Origin of the sequence: Paenibacillus sp. FSL W8-0194 (genome assembly GCF_037969745.1) — a bacterium.
Taxonomy (GTDB): Bacteria; Bacillota; Bacilli; order Paenibacillales; family Paenibacillaceae; genus Paenibacillus_AQ; species Paenibacillus_AQ cookii.
Genome location: NZ_CP150205.1, coordinates 3292841 through 3313610, shown reverse-complemented (window position 1 = coordinate 3313610; position 20770 = coordinate 3292841). Strand labels below are relative to the sequence as shown.

Sequence of the window (20770 nt, the reverse complement as noted above, 5' to 3'; positions counted from 1 at the left end):
GATGCGAACGAAGGGGATTTGGAATTGGCGGCACAAAGAGAGGAAATATTGCAGCGGTTATACAAGCAAATACAGGCGGATGAGCATATCATCGGCGTGGCGGCAGGGGCAGGCATCTCGGCCAAATACGCCGTCAAAGGCGGAGCGGATCTCATTTTGGCGCTGAATTCGGGGCGTTTCAGACAGATGGGGCTCGGCTCCGTCGCCGGCTTTTTGCCTTTTGCAAGCAGCAACGACATGGTCATGGAATTCGGGTCGCGGGAAATTTTATCCGTAGTGGGAGAAACGCCGGTCATTTTCGGCCTGTGCGCGACGGACCCGACGATGGAAACGGAAGCTTTTTTGAAACGGATTAAGGAGAGCGGCTTTGCGGGCATCATCAACTACCCGACCGTGGGCTTGATCGACGGGAAGTTCCGCGAAGCGCTGGAGGAAGAGGGCATGACGTATCTGCAGGAGGTGGAAGCCGTCAGGCTGGCGCACGAGCTGGGGCTTTTTACGATGGCTTTCGTTTTTGACGCGGAGCAGGCATCGCTGATGCTGAAGGCTGGCGCCGATTGCATCTGCGCTCATTTGGGCGTCACCGGAGGCGGGAGGATGGGCACGAAAAGAGTGCTGTCCCTGGAAAAGGGGGCCGAGCTCGCCCGGCAAATTTTCGCCGTTTGCGACGCTTCGGGAAAGCGGCCGGTCAAGCTCGTCTACGGCGGTCCCGTTCATGCTCCCATCGATGTGCAATATATGTACGACAATACGTCGGCAATGGGGTATGTCGGCGGGTCCAGCTTCGAGCGGATTCCGACGGAAGAAGCGATCGTGGAAACGACGCACCGCTTTAAGCTGACCGGGCAGCTGGAGCAGGACAAGCAGCTGATGGACAGGCTGTCGCATGCGGGCGAACCGTACGACTATGTCGCTTTTGTCAAAGAATACGTCGCGGAGCATTACATGAACAATATTTCGCTCACCGAGCTGGCGGAACGGATTCATGTATCGCGGACCCATTTGAGCGCTTTGTTCAATAAGGAGGTCGGCTGCAGCTTTCCGGAATACATCGCGAAATACCGCATCCATAAGGCGCAGGAAGTGATCAAGCATACCAGGCTGCCGCTTTCGCGGATCGCCGAAACGGTAGGATATCCGGACTACGTCCATTTCAGCAAAACGTTCAAAAAATATACGGGCATGACTCCTCAAGCCTACCGCCGACAAACATAAGACAAATATACATAAAGATCGTACATGAATACGATCCTTTTTTGATGAAAGCGCTGTATCCTTAACTTGTAAGGGCATGAACGGCTGCCCGATCCGGGTAGCCGCCTGAGGCTCAAGTGAAGGAGGTTGTTTTCATGAAAACGATTGCGATTGCCGGAACGTTCGATTCGAAAGGCGAAGAGTTTTTGTACGTGAAATCGGTCATTGAAAACCTTGGCTTAACCACGTTTACGATCCACTGCGGCGTATTCGAGCCGATGTTTACGCCCGACGTGTCCAACATTGAAGTGGCGCAGGCGGCTGGAGCGGACATCCGGGAGATTGCCGCAAGGAAGGACCGGTCCGCCGGGACGGAGACGCTTGCCAGGGGAATGGAACGGATCGTTCCGCAGCTTTATGCGGAAGGGAAGTTCGACGGCATCCTGTCGTTCGGCGGCACCGGCGGCACCGGCGGCACGTCCATCGTTACCGCAGGCATGAGGGGGTTGCCGATCGGCGTTCCGAAGCTGATGGTTTCGACCGTCGCCTCCGGCCATACCGAACCGTATGTGGGCACCAGCGACATCGTCATGTTTCCGTCGATCGTGGACGTGTCCGGGCTGAACTCTTTTTCGACCACGATCTTTGCGAACGCGGCGCATGCCATCGCGGGCATGGTGCAGTTCGAATCGGCTCCGCCGCGGGATAAAAAGCAGCTGGTCGCAGCGACGATGTTCGGGGTGACGACCCCGTGCGTTAATTATGCCAGAGAATATTTGGAGCAGCAGGGCTATGAGGTGCTTGTTTTCCACGCGACAGGTACCGGCGGCAAAACGATGGAAAGCCTGATCGAAGGCGGCTTCGTCGACGGCGTCCTGGACCTGACCACGACCGAATGGTGCGACGAGCTTGTCGGCGGGGTGCTTGCCGCAGGACCGCATCGCCTTGAGGCGGCAGGCCGCTGCCAAGTGCCCCAGGTCGTATCGACGGGCGCGCTCGACATGGTCAACTTCGGGCCGTACGATACCGTGCCGGCTGCGTTCAAAAACCGCAATTTGTACAAACATAATCCATCGGTAACCTTAATGCGGACGACCGTGGAGGAAAACCGGAAGCTTGGCGAAGTGATCGCGGAGAAATTAAACCGGGCGCAGGGGCCGACGGCGCTCATGCTTCCGCTGAAGGGCGTGTCCATGCTTGACGTGGAAGGGCAGCCGTTCCATGGAACGCAAGAGGACGAAATGCTGTTTGACACGTTAAGACAGCGGATTGACCGCCAAACGGTAGAGCTGATCGAGCTCGACACCGACATCAACGACAAAGCTTTTGCCGTGGCGGCGGCGAAGAAATTGATCGAACTGATGAAAAAAGCGAACCGGACAACCACCTGAAACAAACGCGATATGGAGGAGGAAACATACGATGAAAACCAGAACTGAAATTTTGAAAAAATTAAAAGCGGAGGTTGCTGCAGGCAACGTGCTGTTGGGCGCAGGAGCGGGAACGGGCATTTCGGCGAAAAGCGCCGAAGCCGGCGGCGTGGATCTCATCATCATTTATAACTCCGGCCGGTACCGCATGGCGGGACGGGGTTCGCTTGCCGGACTGATGGCTTACGGGGATGCGAACCAAATCGTCGTGGACATGGGGAATGAAGTGCTGCCGGTCGTCAAAGAAACGCCGGTGCTGGCGGGCGTCTGCGGAACCGATCCGTTCCGGATCATGGATATTTTCTTGAAACAGCTGAAAGAACAAGGTTTTGCAGGCGTACAAAACTTCCCGACGGTCGGTCTGATCGACGGCGTGTTCCGGGCCAACCTTGAGGAAACCGGTATGGGGTACGACCTGGAGGTCGACATGATCCGCAAAGCGCATGAACTGGATCTGCTGACCACGCCATACGTGTTTGACGAGGAACAAGCGAAAAAAATGGCCGAAGCCGGAGCGGATATTTTGGTTGCGCATATGGGATTGACGACGAAAGGAACCATCGGCGCGAAAACGGCGCTTACTTTGGACGATTGCGTTGAAAAAATCCAGGCGATTTGCGACGCGGGCAAGGCGGTTAATCCGGACATCATGGTCCTGTGCCATGGCGGCCCGATTGCCGAACCGGAAGACGCGGAATACGTGCTGTCCCGGACAAAAGGCGTCGAGGGCTTTTTCGGAGCGTCGAGCATCGAACGTTTTGCGACGGAGGTGGGCATCAAGCAGCAGACCGAAGCGTTCAAGAACATTTTGAAATAAGAAGCCCGGACTGAAATTCCCCCAGAAAACATACAACTCATCAAGCCTTAGCCGTTGCCATGCCCCAAGGAATCGATTCCAAGAGGATGGAGCGGCCAAGGCTTATTTGATTTCACGCGGCGTCTACAAGCCCGCAAAGTTCGTACGTACATGATGGCGGGTTGTCGCCGTATTGCGGAGAGACCGCAAGGATTACGGGAGGCAGCGTCGAAAAAGAGATATGCAATGACCGAGTTGCAACAACGAAATGTAGGGAGGCAAATGGATCATGACATGGGTAGAGAAGTATATTGAGGAATGGCTCCGGCATCGTTTGGTGCTTCAAGAAATGGTTGCATTGGTTCCCGATGAACACATCGGCTTTAAACCTTGGGAGAATGCCATATCAATGGGTTCTTTAATCATACATATCGTCACTGCAACGGACATGTTCGTAAAAACGGTCAAAAACGGCACGTTTACTCCGCCGGCAAAAATCAATCCATGCGAAACGATGGAAGAAATCGGAAACATCGTCCGGGAATTGACGGAAGTGACCCGTAGAGATTTGAATTCGATCCAGGATGAACAGTTGGAAAAAGAACTCGAGTTTAACGGTTATATCGGTACCGGAAGATTATGGCTGGAAACAGCAAAGGACCACGAAATCCACCATAAAGGCCAATTGTTTACATATGCAAGGATGGTCGGAGTTGAAAAGCTGCCATTTATGATGATACAACCTCCAAAAAAACAATAAATGATTTAAAAGAGGCTGCAGCCGGACATCCGGCTGCAGCCCTGTTTTTTGATCGAGTCTCTTGTTTTATGAAAAACCGCTTCACCTTCTATTTGACAGTCACTTTTAGAATATCGCTCTTGGTGACTCCGCTGCCGTTTTCCAGCTCGACTTGGTATTCGTACACGCCCGGAGTCCGCCCTTCGACCCTGGTGACGGCGGTCTGCGCTCGCGGCGTGGCGAACGTCAGCGTCTGGGTGTCGATGAGGACGCCGTTTTCGTATAGGCGGTAAACGTTCCCGTTGGTTCCCCACCAAAGATTCATCGTCAGCTGATAGCTGCCGTCGCCGTCCCAATTGTCATCCGACAGCACCGGCTTGCCCGGGGCGGCATGCTTGACGGTTACCGTATGCGGTTCGCAAACGGTCGTTCCGAAGGCGTTCGTGAGCTCGCAGGTATATTGGTAGATGCCGTCCGCACGTCCCGAAACCGGCGTTGACGCCGCCTGGGCGGCAGGGGAATCGTCCTTCAGCTTTTGCGAATCGATCAGCTTTCCGTTTTCGTACAGCTTATATTCCGTGCCGTTGTTGCCCCACCACATATTCATGACGATCGTGTAGTCGCCGTCCAGAAGGCCGGTATCATGACCGTTATCGTCGGACAGGACCGGCTTGCCGGGCACGCCTTCCGCCTTCGCAGGATCTTCCGGCCCGCCGACGTAGCGAATCAGCGGCGCCGCAGGCTCCTTCATGCCCGCTCCGAGGTAAAAGCTTGGATGGGGCGGCTGGTTGTAGCCGACGTTCTGCCAGGCCACGCCAAGCCGGTACACCGGATCGTGCATCAACGTGCTCAGACGGTGTTCCGTCGGATCGACCGTCGTGTAGATTCGAAGCTCGGTGCTGTCGGCGGAGCGCCAAACGGCTTCTTCGCGCCAATCGCCGAACAGGTCGGCCTGGATCATCGGATTGCCTTTCGTGAAATTGTTGGAGAGCGTGCCGTCCGCCGTCAGGAGATTGACCGTTTTTTTGTTTTCGTAATCCCATTTGTCGATCGTTCCCGGACCGGCCCCGAGCTCGCTATTCCATTGATGGTTCAGCAGCTCGCGCAGCAGGTCCCCGTCCCACCAGATCGCGAAATTCGTGGAAGAAGGAAGGGTTTCGCCGATGAGTTCTCCTTTGGCGCTGTAGAGCCCCGAAATCGGAACATGCTGTTCTTTCGTGATGGTGGAAGCCCAAGCTTCCTCGCCCGGATAATGGGGATCGATATCCGCTGTCAGACCCCGGCCTGTATCCATGCCGGTATACACGCCCCAAAGGATTTCTCCGGTAGCGGCATCATGCATTTCCATCCCGTACGTCGCGTCTTTATGTTCATGTACGCCGAACACTTCAAGTCCCGGACGCTCCGGATCGAGATCGCCGAAGTGCATCGCGTCGCCATGTCCAAGCTGGGTGCTGTACAGCGGTTTCCCGTTATCGTCGATTGCAAGGGCGCCGAAGAGCACCTCATCCTTGCCGTCTTGGTCGACGTCTCCGATCGACAGATTATGATTGCCTTGCCCGACATAGCTTTCGTAGCCTTTGTCGTTCGTGTCGAACCGCCATTGCTGCGTCAGTTTGCCGTCCTGGAAGCGGTAGGCGGCCAGGACGGTGCGCGTATAATAACCGCGGCTGAAAATGATGCTTGGATGCTCGCCGTCCAAATAGGCGACGCCGGCCAAGAAGCGGTCGACGCGGTTTCCGTATGCGTCGCCCCAAGACCCGACGTCTCCCCGGGGCGGATCGTACGGGATCGTCGAAAGCGCTTTGCCCGTCGGCCCTTCAAACACCGTGAGGAATTCGTCGCCGAGCAGCACGTATCCGGAGCTGTTCCGGTGATCCGCTTTCGGATCTCCGATGACCTTGCCTTGGCCGTCCACCGTGCCGTCGGCAGTTTTCAGCGCCACTTCGGCTTTTCCATCGCCGTCCAGATCATAGACGAGAAACGGGGAATAATGCGCTCCCGCGCGGATGTTTGGCCCGAGATTGATTCTCCACAGCCGCGTGCCGTCCAGCTTATATGCGTCCATGTAAACGATGCCGGTATAACCGCTCTGCGAATTGTCCTTCGCATTGGACGGCGACCACAACATTACGATTTCGTAGGCGCCGTCCCCGTCGAGGTCGCCGACGCTGGCGTCGCCGGCCGCATACGTGTAAGGCTGGCCGTCTTTCGTATAAGCGTCGGCCGGCTTTTGCAGCGGAACCGAAAGGTATTGCTGCTGCCATACGCCGAATTCGGCACTCGCAGCCTGTTCCTTGCCTTGGATGACCGTCGTCAGCTTGTAAACCGAGTCCGCTTTGCCTTTGGCATCGATCATATTCGTGCGGTCTTTGATCGGCTGTTTGTTCAGCTTCACGCCGTCCCGATAGACGTTAAAGGCGATGCCGTCCGGATCCAGCCCAAGCATCCGCCAGCCGATGTAATTGCCCTTACCGGTGCGCACGGCAACGGGGGCGCGGTCCAGATATTCCATATCCCGATGGAGCGTCGTGACCGCTTCGGTCTTCAACGGTTCCGACATCGGCGAGATGCCGCCCGCGTTGACCGAGGCCACCTTATAATAATAAGGAATGGTGGTCAGCACGGTTGCGTCCGTGTAGGCGTTCGTTTTGGTCTGGCCGACAAACGTATATTCCCCGTTTTCTTGATCGGCGCGGTATACGTTATACAACCGGGCGCCGTCGGCTTTCGTCCAGACAAGCGTGACGTCGTTTTTATGAATGGCTTCGACTTTCAGCCCTTTCGGCGGGGCTGCCGTCGGCACGCCCGGGTCGATCGTCGCGACCTTTAGCCCGGCGGACGGAACCGATTCGAAGCCCGCGCCGTCAACGGAAGTGACTGTGTAAACATACGTTTGCCCGACATCGGCCGTCGCGTCGGCAAAGGCCGTATCGGACGTTTCGCCGATCAGCGCGGGAGACGCGGAACCCTCCGTCTGCCGGTAAATGCGGTATTTGGCTGCATCTTCCGAGGCCTGCCATGACAGCTTTACTGTCACCGGATCGTTTGCCAGATCGACTTCGTCGGCCTTCAACGACGCGGGCGCAAGCAGGATCGGGGTAATCTCCAACCCGTTCAAATGGGCGGTTTGGCCGCTGAAAACGAGATTCATCTGGCCGTCGGTCACCGCGATTTGGTTGAACACTTTTTCGGCGATGTTTTCTTTCCCGGAGGAGACCGTTCCGTAGTCTTTGCCCTCGATGTTCACGTTCGTTTTCGTCGAGCCGATCCAATCCCCGGTATAGGTTTTGACGGCGTAGGAGCCGTTCGGGAGATCGACTTTGAATTCGTAGCTGCCGCCGAAATAAATGACAAAATCCCTCCGGAGGGCATCCGTCACGCTGCCGCGGTCGCGGTCGGCCATGCCGGCGCTTGAAGTCAATCCGTATCCGCGTTCCGGAGTATACAAAACGTTGCGGTTGACCTCGGTATAACCTTCAGCGACCGGGGAGCCGACAGGTCCGAAATCAAACCGGTATTCGGCCGATTTCGTCCCGATCCGCACTTCGTCCGAGGCCGGCGATTCGCCGCGTCCGTTGACGGCCGTTACGCGGACGGTGTATGCCGCGCCTTCCGCCATGCCTCCGATCGTCATCGTCGGAACCGTCGTCGTGCCGATCATGGCGTAGGACGTTTCCGGCTCGGATGCGAGTTTGCGGTAGACTTTATACATTTCCGCCGCGTCCACCGGATTCCATTTGAGCACTGCCCCGGCATTGCTGATGCTCCCGGCCGTAAGCCCTTCCGGTTTGGCGGGAACGGTTTCCGGCATGTCGGTCTCCTTGACGTACCCGGACAGAGGCAAACCCAGCTCCTTCACGCCCCCTGCAACAAGCCGGGCGATTTGGATGGCGCCGTATTTCTGAAAGTGGGTATTGTCCGTCACGCCGTTCGGGAACGCCTGGTACACGCCCGGGTCGGCGAACAGGAACACCGATTTAGCGGCCTCCGGACCGATGGAATCGTAATAGGCGACGCTGAGCGAGCTGAGATCGACCAGCTTGACGTCGAGCTCTTGCGCGACTTCCTTCATCGCCTGTACGTATTCCGGAAAGCTGACGTTGAATTTGCCCGTATCGGCGTTAAAATCCCTGCGGCCGACCGGCGTGATCAGGATCGGCGTTGCGCCGCGTTCCCTCGTGCCAAGCACGTAGGTTTTTAAATACCCCTTGTAATCCTCCGGAGACGCGTAACGGTCCGGGCGGCTGATCGTCGCGTCGTTGTGCCCGAATTGAATCAGCAAATAGTCTCCGGGGACGATGCTCCGCAAAATTTCGTCAAGCCGCCCCTCGGTAATAAACGTTTTGGAGCTGCGGCCGCCGATGGCCCGGTTATCAAAGCGGACATCCCCCGTGAAATAACGGTCGATCATTTGCCCCCATCCCGCTTGAGGATCCCAATACGGATCATAGGTTTGAGCCGTGGAATCGCTAGCGATGTATGCGGTTGGGACGCCGCCCGGCTGCCGGTCAGGCAACTTGCGGATTACGAGGGCGTTGATTTTCGGGGCTGATCCGGAAAACTCCAGATTCAGCTGGCCGTCGACCAGTGCCACGTCAAAATCCATCTCCAAATATTGGCCGGCCGGCTTCGAGGCGGGCTGGACCTTTTGCATCCGTTCGGCTTTGATCGCGATGTCGGTCGGTTCCGCTTCGTCCCCGGCGATCAGCGACACCGTGTAATCTCCGTTCGGCAGGTCGACCATAAACGATGTGTCCTGCGGCATGACAAAGTCTGTCCGGACCGGATCGGGGATGCCTCTGTCAGCGCCGGTGACTTTGGCCGGGTCTGCAAAGCCGTATTTCAGCTCTGCGGAGTAAGCCGTGGATGCCTGAACTTGTATGTATCCGTCCGCGACAGCCCCGGGACCGAAGTCAAAGCGCCACTCGCCATCGCCGGCAAGCGGGGAAGGGGAGGAGGGACCGTAGACGGAATCGGTGACGGTCGCTTCCGGCACATGCTGCGGGCTTGGTTCTTCCGCATGGGCGCGCCCGGCGCCCGAAGGAAGCATAGGGATGAGGATCAAGGCGGTGCTTAGGAGCGTCAAAAAAGGACGCTTCAAAAACAAAGTTCGCATATTACGGTCATACCCTCTTTCTTAGTAGAGTCTGCGACAGCACGATATCGATGGAAAGCGTTTGCAAAACAAAATGCGGTTCCAGAGCGCATCAACAAAACCCAAACGTCACGTATTCCGGACCGGGCATCCCCCCTATGCAAAAATTGGCAAAAGCGAATCACAATCACATGATAGGACGTTCACGGCTGGATTCACATGCAAAAAACCGTCCATTTTCGTTAAAAATCAGACATTCCATCTTCTTGGGAAAACAAAAACCAACAAAAAGAAGGCCGATATCGGGCATCTTGCTCGATCCCGCGACAGCCTTCCCCCGCTTTCAGCGCCGGCCGCTCGGCCGTACAACAGAATAGTGAATTCAAATGGTTCAAACGCATTTTTAACCTCCTATGCGGCTTCGATTTGAATGCCGTTAATATCGGCGAAAATATAATTGCAAAAGCTGCCCTGGCTATAGATGTCCGTCATGACGACCCCTGCTGCGGGATTCATGTCAATACCCTTTAGCTTATGCATGTTCATTCCGGAGCCGTGGAAGTTGTTATTCCGGAGGCTGCCTGGTGAACCTGGGTCTTTCCGTATAAAAAGAAATCCCTTGGGCAAATCTACCTTAGACGAGAGTATACAAGGCAAAATTTTGCTTTTATGGAGGGCGACGACCTAATGGCGAACGAACAAAAACCATCAGAACACGGAACTTCGGTCACGGGCGCGGGCGATGCGCTGGATCGGCGGATGGGCACCGGAGAAGACGACATGACGTTGACTACGCGTCAGGGCCATCCGGTTACCAACAATCAAAGCATCCGGACCGTGGGCAACCGCGGGCCTGCAACGCTGGAAAATTACCAATTCATCGAAAAAATCACCCATTTCGACCGGGAACGCGTGCCGGAACGGGTGGTGCATGCCCGCGGCGCAGGTGCGCACGGGTATTTCGAATCCTACGGGAAAGTAGGCGACGAGCCGATTTCGAAATATACCCGGGCCAAATTGTTTCAGGGCGAAGGCAAAAGAACCCCTGTTTTTGTCCGGTTTTCCACGGTGATTCACGGCGGGCATTCCCCGGAAACGCTGCGCGACCCGCGGGGGTTTGCGGTCAAATTTTATACGGAAGACGGGAACTGGGATCTGGTGGGCAACAATTTGAAAATCTTTTTCATCCGAGACGCCATCAAATTCCCCGATATGATCCACGCCTTCAAACCCGATCCGGTGACGAACATTCAGGATAACGAGCGTTTTTTCGATTTTTGCTCGAACTCGCCGGAAACGATGCATATGGTGACGTTTGTCTACTCCCCGTGGGGAATCCCGGCGAATTACCGGCAAATGCAGGGCTCCGGCGTGAATACCTACAAATGGGTGAATGACAAGGGGGAAGCGGTGCTCGTCAAATACCATTGGGAGCCGAAGCAGGGCATCAAAAATTTGACCCAGAAGGAAGCCGAAGCGATTCAGGCGAAAAACTTCAACCATGCCACGCAGGATTTGTATGAAGCGATCGAGCGCGGCGACTATCCGGAATGGGAGCTGTTCGTGCAGATTTTGAGCGACGATGAACACCCGGAACTGGATTTTGATCCGCTGGACGATACGAAGCTGTGGCCGAAAGAACAAATTCCGTGGCTTCCGGTCGGACGGATGGTGCTGAACAAAAATCCGGAGAATTATTTTGCGGAGGTCGAGCAAGCGGCGTTCGGAACCGGCGTTCTCGTGGACGGGCTGGATTTTTCCGATGACAAAATGCTCCAAGGCCGCACGTTATCTTATTCGGACACCCAACGTTACCGCGTGGGCGCGAACTACTTGCAGCTGCCGATCAACGCGCCGAAAAAGCGGGTGGCGACCAACCAGCGCGACGGGCAGATGACGTACCATGTGGACCTGGCTCCTGGCCAAAACCCGCACGTGAATTACGAGCCATCTTCGTTAAATGGGCTGCAGGAAGCATCCCGATCGAGCGCCGATTATACCCCTCACGTCGAAGGCAAGCTGGTGCGCGAGAGCATCGACCGGACGAACGATTACAAGCAGGCGGGGGAAACGTACCGGGCGTTCAGCGATTTCGAAAAAGACGAGCTGATCAGCAACCTTGTGAACGGTCTATCTTCCTGCAAACCGGTCATCCAGAACAAAATGATCGAGCATTTGACCAAATGCGATCCGAATTACGGCCGCCGCGTCGCCGAAGGTCTCAAGCAGCATGGAGCCAGCAAGGATCACGGCCCGCTAGGGGCGACCGGCACGCATGAAGCGGTGCAAGAGGCGGAGCGCAAAGGTCACGAGAGCGATTCCTATTAAGTAATGTGAAGTGAGCGAAAAATTGAACGACCGCAAAACTGAAGCTAACCAGCGCAAACCTACCTACGAAAGTCCTGCGCCTGGTTAGCTCGTTTTTTTTTGAAGCGATCCAAATGCGGGTAGTAAAAAACTTTCCAAAACCCATTGACATACCTTCGGTAGGTAGGTTAAATTTGAAATACCTACCGAAGGTATGTTGAGGCTTCAGTCGAATAATTCAATGCAGCAGACTAGAATGACGTTTAAAAATCAGTGGGAGAGGATGATCCAGGTTGAGCAACGGATCGAAATGGCTGTTTACCGATTTAAAACAAGAACTTGAACGGGAACCGCTTCACATTCAAGGAATTTTCCCGGAATGGCTGTCGGGAACTTTGTTCCGGAACGGACCGGCCAAGTCTATGGAAGGCCATCTGTTCGATGGGCTCGCGATGATTCATAAATTTACGATTGACCACGGCTGCGTGACGTACTCGAATCGTTTTCTGCGTACGCCGGCCTACGATCAGGCCATGACAAACGGGCAGGCGTTATCGGGATTCGCTTCCCCTTCAGCTTCCGGGGCCAAAGGCTATAACGCCAATGTCAGCATTGCCCGGATTGACCATCACTTTGCAGCCATGACCGAATCGCCCGATATCGTCGCCTTCAATCCTTGCACACTAGGAACGATCGGCGTACTCCCTTATGAGGACGACCTGCCCGCACATTACACAACGGCTCATCCTCATTACGATTTTCGCCAGAAAAGCATGTTCAATTTCACCGTCCAGTTTGGCCGAACTTGTTCCTACCATGTGTACGGGTTGCCTGATGGAACCCGCCGCCGCAAGCGGATCGGCACGGTGGAGACGACAGCGCCGGCGTATATGCACAGCTTTGCCATGACGGAAAACTATATCGTCCTCGTGGAATTTCCGTTGATCTTCAATCCACTCGAATTGATGCAAGGCGAGAAATCGATCGCGGACAGCATGCACTGGATGCCTGAAAGAGGAACCCGTTTTCTCGTGGTCGGCAAGAACAGCGGCAAGCTTGAACGTGTTTTCGAAAGCGATTCTTATTTTTCGTTCCATCTGATCAATGCTTTCGAAAAGCAAGGCGACATTTTTATTGATGCGTGCGCGATGAAAAAAGTCTCCATGGGCTCGATCAACCCCGGGCATCTGAGCGATCCGGCGTATAACCCCTCGAATCAGCCGGCTATGCTGCGGTTCAGATTGTCGCCCGGGAAAACCGTGGCGGCCGCTGAACGCTTAATCGTAGAAACGATGGAATTTCCGGGGATTCATTATCGCTGGTCGAATGCGTCGGAATACCGATACGCCTATGGTACCAGCACCAACCGGAATAGTCCCGAAAGCATAGAGAATCAGTTGGTCAAGGTGGATACACACTTCGGAACGGCGAAAAGCTGGTTTCAGGAAGGGCATTATCCGGGGGAGCCCGTATTTGTGGCCTCACCCGAAGCTTCGAGCGAAGACGATGGCGTCATTTTGTCCGTCGTATTGGACGGCGATGCCGGAAGCTCATACCTTCTTGCGCTTGATGCGATTACGTTTGAAGAGCTTGGCAGGGCAGTCGTCCCGCATCATATTCCGTATGGGTTTCACGGTTTGTACACGAACGAATTATTTAATGAAGAGGAAGGGGTATAATTATGAAAACTCGTCGAGCCATCATCGTTACGCTGGTTATGAATATTGTGCTGCCATACTTGATTTACACCATGCTTATCCCGCATACTAGCAGCATTGTCGCCTTGTCCGTCGCTTCCGTCGTTCCGCTTTTCGATTCCATTTACAGCCTGATCAAATCGCGCAAAGTGGATGCATTCTCCAGCTTCGTCTTTCTGGGCCTTATTCTCGGGGTCATTGCCGTTCTCATTGGCGGCGACGAACGTTTCATCCTGCTGCGCGAATCTTATGTGACCGGGATCATGGGGATCCTGTTTTTAGGTTCGCTCTGTTTTGCAAGGCCGCTCATTTATTATTTTGCCGACAGATTTGCGGGTCATGATCCGAACATGGAACAGAAGTGGAACCAATCTCCGGCATATCGGCGCAGGTTCCGTTTGATGACCGGAGTCTGGGGCATATGCTTGCTGCTGGAGGCATGCGTCAAAGTGGTTCTTGTTTACAGTTTGTCGGTACCGGCTTTCCTCGCGATCTCGCCGTTTTTCACGTACGGCATCATCGCCTTGACGATTTGGTGGAATATCGCTTATGTCAGAAAGATAAAAAAGCAAGCTGCGCGCAATACCGGCGTGACACAGTAATAGGGAGGTTAACCATATCATGTCCAGAGACAAAACAATGAATGAAAGCTTAAAACTGCTGCTAGACACTGCGGAGGAGATGATATTGGAAAAAGGTTGCCGGGCGACGACGCTTCAGGATATCGCGGACCGGGCCGGATTGACCAAAGGGGCGATTTATCATTACGTCAAAAGCAAAGATGAGCTTTTCGGCATGATTTTGGAGGCGGGATTGGAAAAAACGAACCAGCGTTTTTATGAATCCGTCGAAAAATCTCCGGGCGGCGACGAAGGGCTTCAGGGCCCGATGAACGCGCTGTCGCAGCGGATCGGGAGGGTCGGGGCGGCAGACAACGCAAACACCCTGATCTTCATGTATTTGCTGAGCAACAAAGATAAACCCGCCGTGGCGGATATTTTGAAACGACATTACGAAGCTTCCATCGAGTCTTCCACGAAATGGATCGAAGCCGGGCAGCAGCACGGAGGCATTCCTGCCACGATCGATGCGAAAAAGGCTTCACGCATGTTGGCGTTGTTCAAGAATGGACTGCAGATTCAGCGCATTATCGGTGCCGACGACCATATCGACGAAGCGGAAGTATACAAGTTTTTGATGAGCGCGCTCACGCATGATGATGGCAAAACGGATGAAGCCTAGTGTTTCATTCGTTTTTTGCTATACAAGGATTTTGCAAAATCTTGGTACAAGTTCGGTATTCCGTGAAAGGAGTTCGCAGACATTTTCTCGCGGTGATGAACCGCAGCAGACTTTCTCCTGTATTCATCACGCCGAGAAGGTTCTGCTGCAGCCATTTTCAGCCCCAAAGTCATCCATCGTACATAGACGACGCGCCGCCTTTAGGAGGTTATTTTTTTGATCTTTTTCCCTGTTTTCACATAACCGTACCCCAGCAAACCGAATAAAAGCACGTAAATGCAGGCTACAGGAAGGATGATTCCCCACTCCCCGCTGTAGTGGTTCAATACATTGACCATATTGGTTGAGAAAATGATGACATTCGTAAGCATCAATATTCCGATGACGCGCTGAATTTTTTTGTAATGCTCGGTCAAAGATTCGGTATCCGTATACAGCTTCGGGAGGTCACCCGATTCCCATTCCGTGCGGAAATAATGCCACGCGCCTTTGTAAGAAGATACATATTCCCATCCGGCGTCTTCATACAGATCCTTGTATTCCTGCAGTCGCTCTTTCCCGAGTCCGGGCTGATAATCCAAACGGTAGGTGTATCGTACCGAAGGATTGCGCGTGAAAAAACTATTGAATGTCTCCGCTTTCTTAAAGTGGAGCCCTTGAGCGGACAATTCATTTAACCATTCTTCTTCTTTCTCATAATTCCAGCTTGTCGTGAAGCGGAATCTTTTCTCCACATGCTCACCCATGCATTCGTCACTCCTTCGTTTCATTTACTGCCTGTTCGCCTGCCGCCAGAAGTTCCTTCAGCCGAACGATTTCCGCAGCGACGACGGTTTTTCCGTCTGATGTAATTTGGTACATTTTACGCCGGGGGTCCGAGCCTTCAGGCATAGGAAAATGATCGATCAGTCCTTTTTTCAGCAGCGTATTCAGCGCTGTGTACAGCGTTCCCGCGCCGATTTTCACTCTGCCGCCGCTCATTTTTTCCGTATCCTGCATGATCCCGTAACCGTGCGCGGGCTCTTTGTACAAGGCAATCAATATATAATAAAAAGCTTCGGTCAGCGGCAGCATCTGTTGAGGTGGTTTCAACGGTGTTCTCCTCCGGAATATAATGAGTTTCGATATATCATATAACGATATATTAAGATCAGTTATATCGAATGTCAATATAAAAATCTGCGGAATGTGATGTGTTGATCCTCCTTAAACGGGGTGATGCGGCATCATCCATTTTTTATTTTAGTTATTTGTTAAATGAAAAACGAACGTCATTATGGGCGTGCAAAAATATAATGCCAAGGCGATCATGAGTTGCATTCTTTTTCGGGTTATCGTAGCTTGATTTCTAACCATAGGTCGTAAAAAGATATGTGCTGCAGTATTGAATTTTAAATTGATTTAATATACTATTATCTAAAATGTTTTAATTAGTTTCAAATAAAATGCATCTTTAGTTGTAAGCGTTTCATTATTCAAAGGGATGAAAGAAAGGGGATGCAGCCGGGGTACATAGAGGAAATGCGGTGCAGAAAGGAATCGTTCAGTTAAGCAAGGACAAGAGAGGAGAGGCATAAATGAAAAGAAAAAGCGTATCGGCGCTCGCCGCGTTGATGCTGTTTGCATCGTTAACGGGGTCGGCGTTCGGACAAAATGCGGCAGGAGCTGCTGCCAGCAGCGGCAAAGCGGAGAAAACGGAAAACCAGGGAGGAACCAAACCCGTGTTTACGAACGTATCCGTGCACGACCCATCGATCGTGAAGGACGGAGACACCTATTATGTATTCGGTTCGCATATCGAGGCGGCCAAATCGAAGGATTTGCAGAACTGGACCCGCTTTACGAACGGCTATGCGACGCCGGGGAATGCGCTGTACGGGGATCTGTCCAAAAATCTCGCGGAGTCATTTGCTTGGGCGGGCGAGAACGATTCGGACAGCAAAGGGGGATTTGCGGTCTGGGCGCCCGAAGTGTTCTGGAATGAAAACTACATCAACGCCGACGGCTCCAAAGGCGCTTACATGATCTATTACTGCACGTCCTCGACGTATATCCGGTCCGCGATCGGTTTTGCAGTGTCGCAAAACATCGAAGGCCCGTACAAAGATGCAGGCACCCTCGTCTACTCCGGATTCACCCGGGACGATGCCAAGGACAAAGACAGCCAGGTCAACAAAAAATGGACGAATACGAACATCCAAAAGCTGATCGAAGGCGGTACGTTGTCCGGAGCCAGCGAACACTGGTTTAACCCGGACGGTTCTTACGCCAACGGCACCTATCCGAACGCGATCGATCCGAACCTGTTCCGCGACAAGGACGGCAAGCTTTGGATGAGTTACGGCTCGTGGTCCGGCGGCATTTTCGTGCTTGAGATCGACGAGAAAACCGGCAAAGCGATATATCCGGGAAAAGACGGCAAAACGGCTGACGGACGCCTCGTCGACCGGTATTTCGGAACGAAAATCGCCGGCGGATTCGGCAAATCCGGCGAAGGACCTTACGTCATTTACGACAAGGAGACCGGATACTATTACCTGTATATGACCTACGGATGGCTGGGCGCCGACGGCGGGTACAACATGCGCGTATTCCGTTCGAAAAATCCGGACGGGCCTTATGTGGATGCCGGCGGACAAAGCGCCGTTCTGCCGGGCGATACCGACAACGCGCTTTACGGGAACAAACTGATGGGGAACTACCTGTTCCAGCGCGACATAGGCGTCCGGGGACGGGCATCGGCGTGGGGTACGTTTCTCCCGGACACAACTCCGTCATGATCGACGAAAAAACCGGCAAGCGCTTTCTGGTATTCCATACCCGTTTCCCGAACATGGGCGAGGCGCATGAGCTGCGGGTGCATCAGATTTTCATGAATGCGGACGGCTGGCCGGTCGTCGCTCCATACCGTTATACGGGCGAAACCTTGGATAAGGTTGACCGTCAGGAGCTGATCGGCGAATACAAATTCATCAACCACGGCAAAGAAACGAACCCAGCGATTGAGCGGGCGCAATATATCAAGCTGGAGAAAAACAATACCGTCTCCGGCGACGCAACCGGCACATGGAAAAAGACGGGGCATAACGCGGCCGAGCTTACGATTGGCGGCAAGACCTATACGGGCGTATTCGTCGGGGAATGGGATCCGGTGTCCGAACGCCGGGTCATGACGTTTACGGCTACCTCAAGCGAAGGCGTAGCCGTATGGGGAAGCAAGCTGGAAGACCAAACCGACAAACAAATCATCCAGGCCGTTTATCAAGATTTGAACCTCGGGGATACGTCGAAGGTCGTTTCCGATTTGGCCCTGCCTGCCGAAGGTACGCGGCATACGGCCATTTCCTGGGAGAGCTCCGACCCGTCCGTCGTGTCCTCCAAAGGGGAAGTGCACCGTCCGGAAGAGGGCTCCGCGGTTTCGGCGGTTCTAACCGCAACGATCACGCGCGGGAAAGAGAAGCTGACGAAGCGTTTTGACGTTACCGTCCTTCCGTACGTCAAGGCGGAGCTAAGCGCGCGTTACGGGTTTGACGGAAACCTGTCCGAAGAAGCCGGACGCTTTGAAGCGGGCACCGTTTCCGGGGACCGGATCGACAAGACCGGGGGCAGCATTACGTTTGCCGAAGGTAAAAACGGTCAAGCGGCGCGATTTGACGGCAAAACCGGAATCCGGCTGCCGAAAGGGCTCATTGCAAGCAATACCTATTCCGTCTCCCTCTGGGTGAAACCGGAGGAGCTGACGACCTATACCCCGACCTTCTTCGGCGCCAAAGACAGCGAGCATTGGGTAAGCCTGGTGCCGCGCGGTCCGGTGAAGGACAACACGATGGTATGGTCCGGCAGCGCGAGCTGGTACGACGGACCGGCTGGAATGACGGTTCCGGCTGGGGAATGGACCCATCTGGCATTTTCCGTGGACCGCGGCACGTTAACGCTCTACGTGAACGGGGTTCAGAAATTTAAAGGGGCAAACTTCCCTGACGTATTTAGCGGAGGGGATGCGGTGTTCAGCCTGGGAGTCAACTGGTGGGATGCGCCGTTCAAAGGGCTGATCGACGACCTTCGCATTTATGACGGGGCGCTGACGCCTGTACAGGCCGGCGAGCTGCCGAAGTTGTAATGTGAACAACGGAAAAACGGTTCAATAAGATTCAAAAGGGCTTTCATAACCGGGGCGTAAGCAGAGGTGAAATACTGCTTCGCCCCGCTTGCTTTTTCGGGGGAGATAACGGCTTTAGGCCCGGTCTTTCGGCAGCGCGTATGTGAAAAGATCGGAATCCGCATGAAACAAAACCGCCGATGACCGCGTATAAAAGAAAGCACCGGAAAAAGGTGCGCGAAAGGGGGTGATAACGATGAGCACGATTCATATGCTGGTCGGCCTCCCGGGCAGCGGAAAAAGCCATTACGCGAAAGAATTGAGCAAACGCCAGCGCGCCGCAGTGGTTGCGACGGACGCCATCCGCGAAAGGTTGTTCGGCAGCGATACGATTCAAAAAAACGCATACTTGGTCTTTGATGAAGCTTTTTCGGAGATCGGGAAGGCGCTCGAATCCGGACGAAACGTCATTTTTGACGCCACGAACGTGAGCCGCGACCGCAGGTTGAAATTTTTGAAACGATTCAGGGACGTGCCGGTGGAATGCCATGTGCTGACGACGCCGTATGAAGTGGCCGCGCAGCGCGATCAGGCAAGGAAACGCCGGGTTGGCGAGCGGATATTGGAGAAATACGCCAAAAGTTTCGAATTCCCCGCCGCAGGCGAAGGTTTCGAGAAACTGCATTTGGTGCATTTTCCCTCGGCAACGGGACTTCGGCGCGGGACTCTGGAGCAGCTGCTGGACAGCCGGCCGGATCATGACACGCTTTTTGCGTATTTGTCGGCGTATCCGCATTTTCGCATGATGCTTGGCTTCGACCAGGAAAATCCCCATCATTCCAAGACGTTGTCGGAGCACACGTATGCCGTGCTGGAATATTTGAACGCCTGCTACGAAGGTGAGCATTTGCTCGCCATGCAGCTGGCCGCATTGTTTCATGACATAGGCAAGCCGTTCAGCAAAGCATGGAAAGCATCCCGCGGCTATTACTCGTATTACGGGCACGAGCATGTCTCGGCGAGCATCGCCGCGCATGTGCTGCAGGAGCTCGGATATGACGAAGGATTCGTCCTGCATGTCGTCCATCTGGTCAGCTTCCATATGGATATTTTGCATGGCGGCGATGCCGGAGCGTCGAGGATTTACCACCTGCTCGGCGAGGACGTGCTGGCGGAGCTTTATTTTTTCGCCGAAGCCGACACGTTTGCCAAATAAGCGTGCGCCGCGATCTTGAAGCGCATCCGCTTGGCGTTATCACATCACGGGAGGTGAACGAAATGAAAATAAAATACCCGCGCACGATGCATCTGCCGTGGTCGAGAAGCTATACCGACGATGACAAAATTTTGCGGAACACCGATCATTTTGCGGGCCGCGAAGTGGTCATTACCGAAAAAATGGATGGGGAAAACACGACGATGTATCCCGATGGCATCCATGCCAGATCCCTTGACAGCAAGGATCATCCGTCGCGGCATTTGGTCAAGACGCTGCATGGCGGGATCCGGTATTTGATACCGGAGGGCTACCGGTTATGCGGAGAAAACGTCTATGCCAAGCATTCGATTGAATATGTATCATTGCCGTCGTATTTCATGCTGTTTTCGGTATGGAACGAGCGCAACGTATGCCTTTCCTGGGACGAAACGGAAAGCTGGGCGGCGCGTCTTGGGCTGTCGACCGTTCCGGTATTGTACAGGGGGATATGGAGCGAAGAAGCGGCTAAAGCTTGTTACACGAAGCTGTCCCGCTGCGGCGGAGAGCAGGAAGGGTACGTCGTAAGGCTGGCGTCCGCGTTCCGATACGAGGATTTTCAGCAAAGCGCGGCCAAATTCGTCCGCAAAAACCACGTGCAAACCGACGAGCATTGGTTAAGCAAGCCGGTCGAACCCAATCGGTTGGCCCCATCGCCGTAAAAATAGCAGCTAGGTCAAGCAACGGGATAAGCGGTTTACAATTCAAGAAAAGAAAGGCGTGTTGATCATGTAATTCATCCGACAGATTTTCCGAGTTGAAGAAACACCCGGCAGTACTATACATACGATGGGAGCAATCCTAAAAATTCCGTGCCTAAAGACGTTTATTCGGTTATCATCATCATGTACAGGGAAAATCGAATGTTAGGAGAAATCTACTAAACATTCTAGTTCAAAAGCATTGTTTAAAG

At 54.0% G+C, this 20770-nt stretch carries 13 protein-coding genes and 1 pseudogene; 11 read left to right on the top strand and 3 right to left on the bottom strand.

From position 1 onward, the window contains the following. The first annotated feature begins 24 nt into the window (after positions 1 to 24). The 4 genes from MKY58_RS14915 to MKY58_RS14900 all read left to right on the top strand — a co-directional run bounded on the left by MKY58_RS14915 (position 25) and on the right by MKY58_RS14900 (position 4180). Positions 25 to 1215 (top strand): phosphoenolpyruvate hydrolase family protein, encoded by a 1191-nt coding sequence (locus MKY58_RS14915; RefSeq protein ID WP_339320973.1) that lies wholly within the window; start codon positions 25 to 27, stop codon positions 1213 to 1215. Between the two features lie 134 nt (positions 1216 to 1349). Next, a complete protein-coding gene (locus MKY58_RS14910; protein WP_339320972.1) occupies positions 1350 to 2585 on the top strand; it encodes a Tm-1-like ATP-binding domain-containing protein in 1236 nt (411 codons plus the stop codon). Between the two features lie 31 nt (positions 2586 to 2616). Continuing rightward, on the top strand, positions 2617 to 3441 hold the full coding sequence (locus tag MKY58_RS14905) for a phosphoenolpyruvate hydrolase family protein (protein WP_036714086.1): 825 nt from the start codon (positions 2617 to 2619) through the stop codon (positions 3439 to 3441). Positions 3442 to 3709: 268 nt separating this feature from the next. Continuing rightward, a complete protein-coding gene (locus MKY58_RS14900) occupies positions 3710 to 4180 on the top strand; it encodes a DinB family protein (protein ID WP_339320971.1) in 471 nt (156 codons plus the stop codon). Between the two features lie 88 nt (positions 4181 to 4268). Here MKY58_RS14900 and MKY58_RS14895 read toward each other — a convergent pair whose 3' ends face one another. Further along, on the bottom strand, positions 4269 to 9278 hold the full coding sequence (locus tag MKY58_RS14895; protein ID WP_339320970.1) for a fibronectin type III domain-containing protein: 5010 nt from the start codon (positions 9276 to 9278) through the stop codon (positions 4269 to 4271). Positions 9279 to 10016: 738 nt separating this feature from the next. On the opposite strand from MKY58_RS14895, the gene MKY58_RS14890 reads away from it, so the two are divergent. From MKY58_RS14890 to MKY58_RS14875, 4 genes are all read left to right on the top strand, one after another. Further along, a complete protein-coding gene (locus tag MKY58_RS14890) occupies positions 10017 to 11585 on the top strand; it encodes a catalase (RefSeq protein ID WP_339325161.1) in 1569 nt (522 codons plus the stop codon). A 272-nt stretch (positions 11586 to 11857) separates the two neighbouring features. After that, positions 11858 to 13243 (top strand): carotenoid oxygenase family protein, encoded by a 1386-nt coding sequence (locus MKY58_RS14885; RefSeq protein WP_339320969.1) that lies wholly within the window; start codon positions 11858 to 11860, stop codon positions 13241 to 13243. Positions 13244 to 13245: 2 nt separating this feature from the next. Beyond that, positions 13246 to 13863, top strand: a complete 618-nt coding sequence (locus MKY58_RS14880) for a VC0807 family protein (protein ID WP_339320968.1) — start codon at positions 13246 to 13248, stop codon at positions 13861 to 13863. A 19-nt stretch (positions 13864 to 13882) separates the two neighbouring features. Beyond that, positions 13883 to 14503, top strand: coding sequence for a TetR/AcrR family transcriptional regulator (locus MKY58_RS14875; RefSeq protein WP_339320967.1), 621 nt, complete (start codon positions 13883 to 13885; stop codon positions 14501 to 14503). 200 nt (positions 14504 to 14703) lie between these two features. Here MKY58_RS14875 and MKY58_RS14870 read toward each other — a convergent pair whose 3' ends face one another. Continuing rightward, positions 14704 to 15249 carry a DUF2812 domain-containing protein gene (locus tag MKY58_RS14870; RefSeq protein WP_339320966.1) on the bottom strand — a complete coding sequence of 182 codons (546 nt, stop codon included), beginning with the start codon at positions 15247 to 15249 and terminating at the stop codon, positions 14704 to 14706. 7 nt (positions 15250 to 15256) lie between these two features. Further along, positions 15257 to 15577 (bottom strand): PadR family transcriptional regulator, encoded by a 321-nt coding sequence (locus tag MKY58_RS14865; protein WP_339325160.1) that lies wholly within the window; start codon positions 15575 to 15577, stop codon positions 15257 to 15259. A gap of 503 nt (positions 15578 to 16080) precedes the next feature. Here MKY58_RS14865 and MKY58_RS14860 point away from each other — a divergent pair. The 3 genes and pseudogenes from MKY58_RS14860 to MKY58_RS14850 all read left to right on the top strand — a co-directional run bounded on the left by MKY58_RS14860 (position 16081) and on the right by MKY58_RS14850 (position 20519). Continuing rightward, positions 16081 to 18623, top strand: a pseudogene (locus tag MKY58_RS14860) (LamG-like jellyroll fold domain-containing protein). A gap of 235 nt (positions 18624 to 18858) precedes the next feature. Further along, positions 18859 to 19818, top strand: a complete 960-nt coding sequence (locus MKY58_RS14855; protein WP_339320965.1) for an AAA family ATPase — start codon at positions 18859 to 18861, stop codon at positions 19816 to 19818. 62 nt (positions 19819 to 19880) lie between these two features. Beyond that, the gene (locus MKY58_RS14850) at positions 19881 to 20519 is read left to right on the top strand and encodes an RNA ligase family protein (RefSeq protein ID WP_339320964.1); all 639 of its coding nucleotides are present in this window, start codon (positions 19881 to 19883) and stop codon (positions 20517 to 20519) included. Positions 20520 to 20770 lie beyond the last annotated feature (251 nt).

What these genes read in the sequence shown, in the direction of transcription:
- MKY58_RS14875 (WP_339320967.1), top strand. Translation starts at nt 13,883, where the DNA reads ATGTCCAGAGACAAAACAATGAATGAAAGCTTAAAACTGCTGCTAGAC.
- MKY58_RS14855 (WP_339320965.1), top strand. Translation starts at nt 18,859, where the DNA reads ATGAGCACGATTCATATGCTGGTCGGCCTCCCGGGCAGCGGAAAAAGC.
- MKY58_RS14850 (WP_339320964.1), top strand. Translation starts at nt 19,881, where the DNA reads ATGAAAATAAAATACCCGCGCACGATGCATCTGCCGTGGTCGAGAAGC.
- MKY58_RS14895 (WP_339320970.1), bottom strand. Translation starts at nt 9,278, where the DNA reads ATGCGAACTTTGTTTTTGAAGCGTCCTTTTTTGACGCTCCTAAGCACC.
- MKY58_RS14880 (WP_339320968.1), top strand. Translation starts at nt 13,246, where the DNA reads ATGAAAACTCGTCGAGCCATCATCGTTACGCTGGTTATGAATATTGTG.
- MKY58_RS14900 (WP_339320971.1), top strand. Translation starts at nt 3,710, where the DNA reads ATGACATGGGTAGAGAAGTATATTGAGGAATGGCTCCGGCATCGTTTG.
- MKY58_RS14905 (WP_036714086.1), top strand. Translation starts at nt 2,617, where the DNA reads ATGAAAACCAGAACTGAAATTTTGAAAAAATTAAAAGCGGAGGTTGCT.
- MKY58_RS14870 (WP_339320966.1), bottom strand. Translation starts at nt 15,249, where the DNA reads ATGGGTGAGCATGTGGAGAAAAGATTCCGCTTCACGACAAGCTGGAAT.
- MKY58_RS14910 (WP_339320972.1), top strand. Translation starts at nt 1,350, where the DNA reads ATGAAAACGATTGCGATTGCCGGAACGTTCGATTCGAAAGGCGAAGAG.
- MKY58_RS14865 (WP_339325160.1), bottom strand. Translation starts at nt 15,577, where the DNA reads ATGCTGCCGCTGACCGAAGCTTTTTATTATATATTGATTGCCTTGTAC.
- MKY58_RS14890 (WP_339325161.1), top strand. Translation starts at nt 10,017, where the DNA reads ATGGGCACCGGAGAAGACGACATGACGTTGACTACGCGTCAGGGCCAT.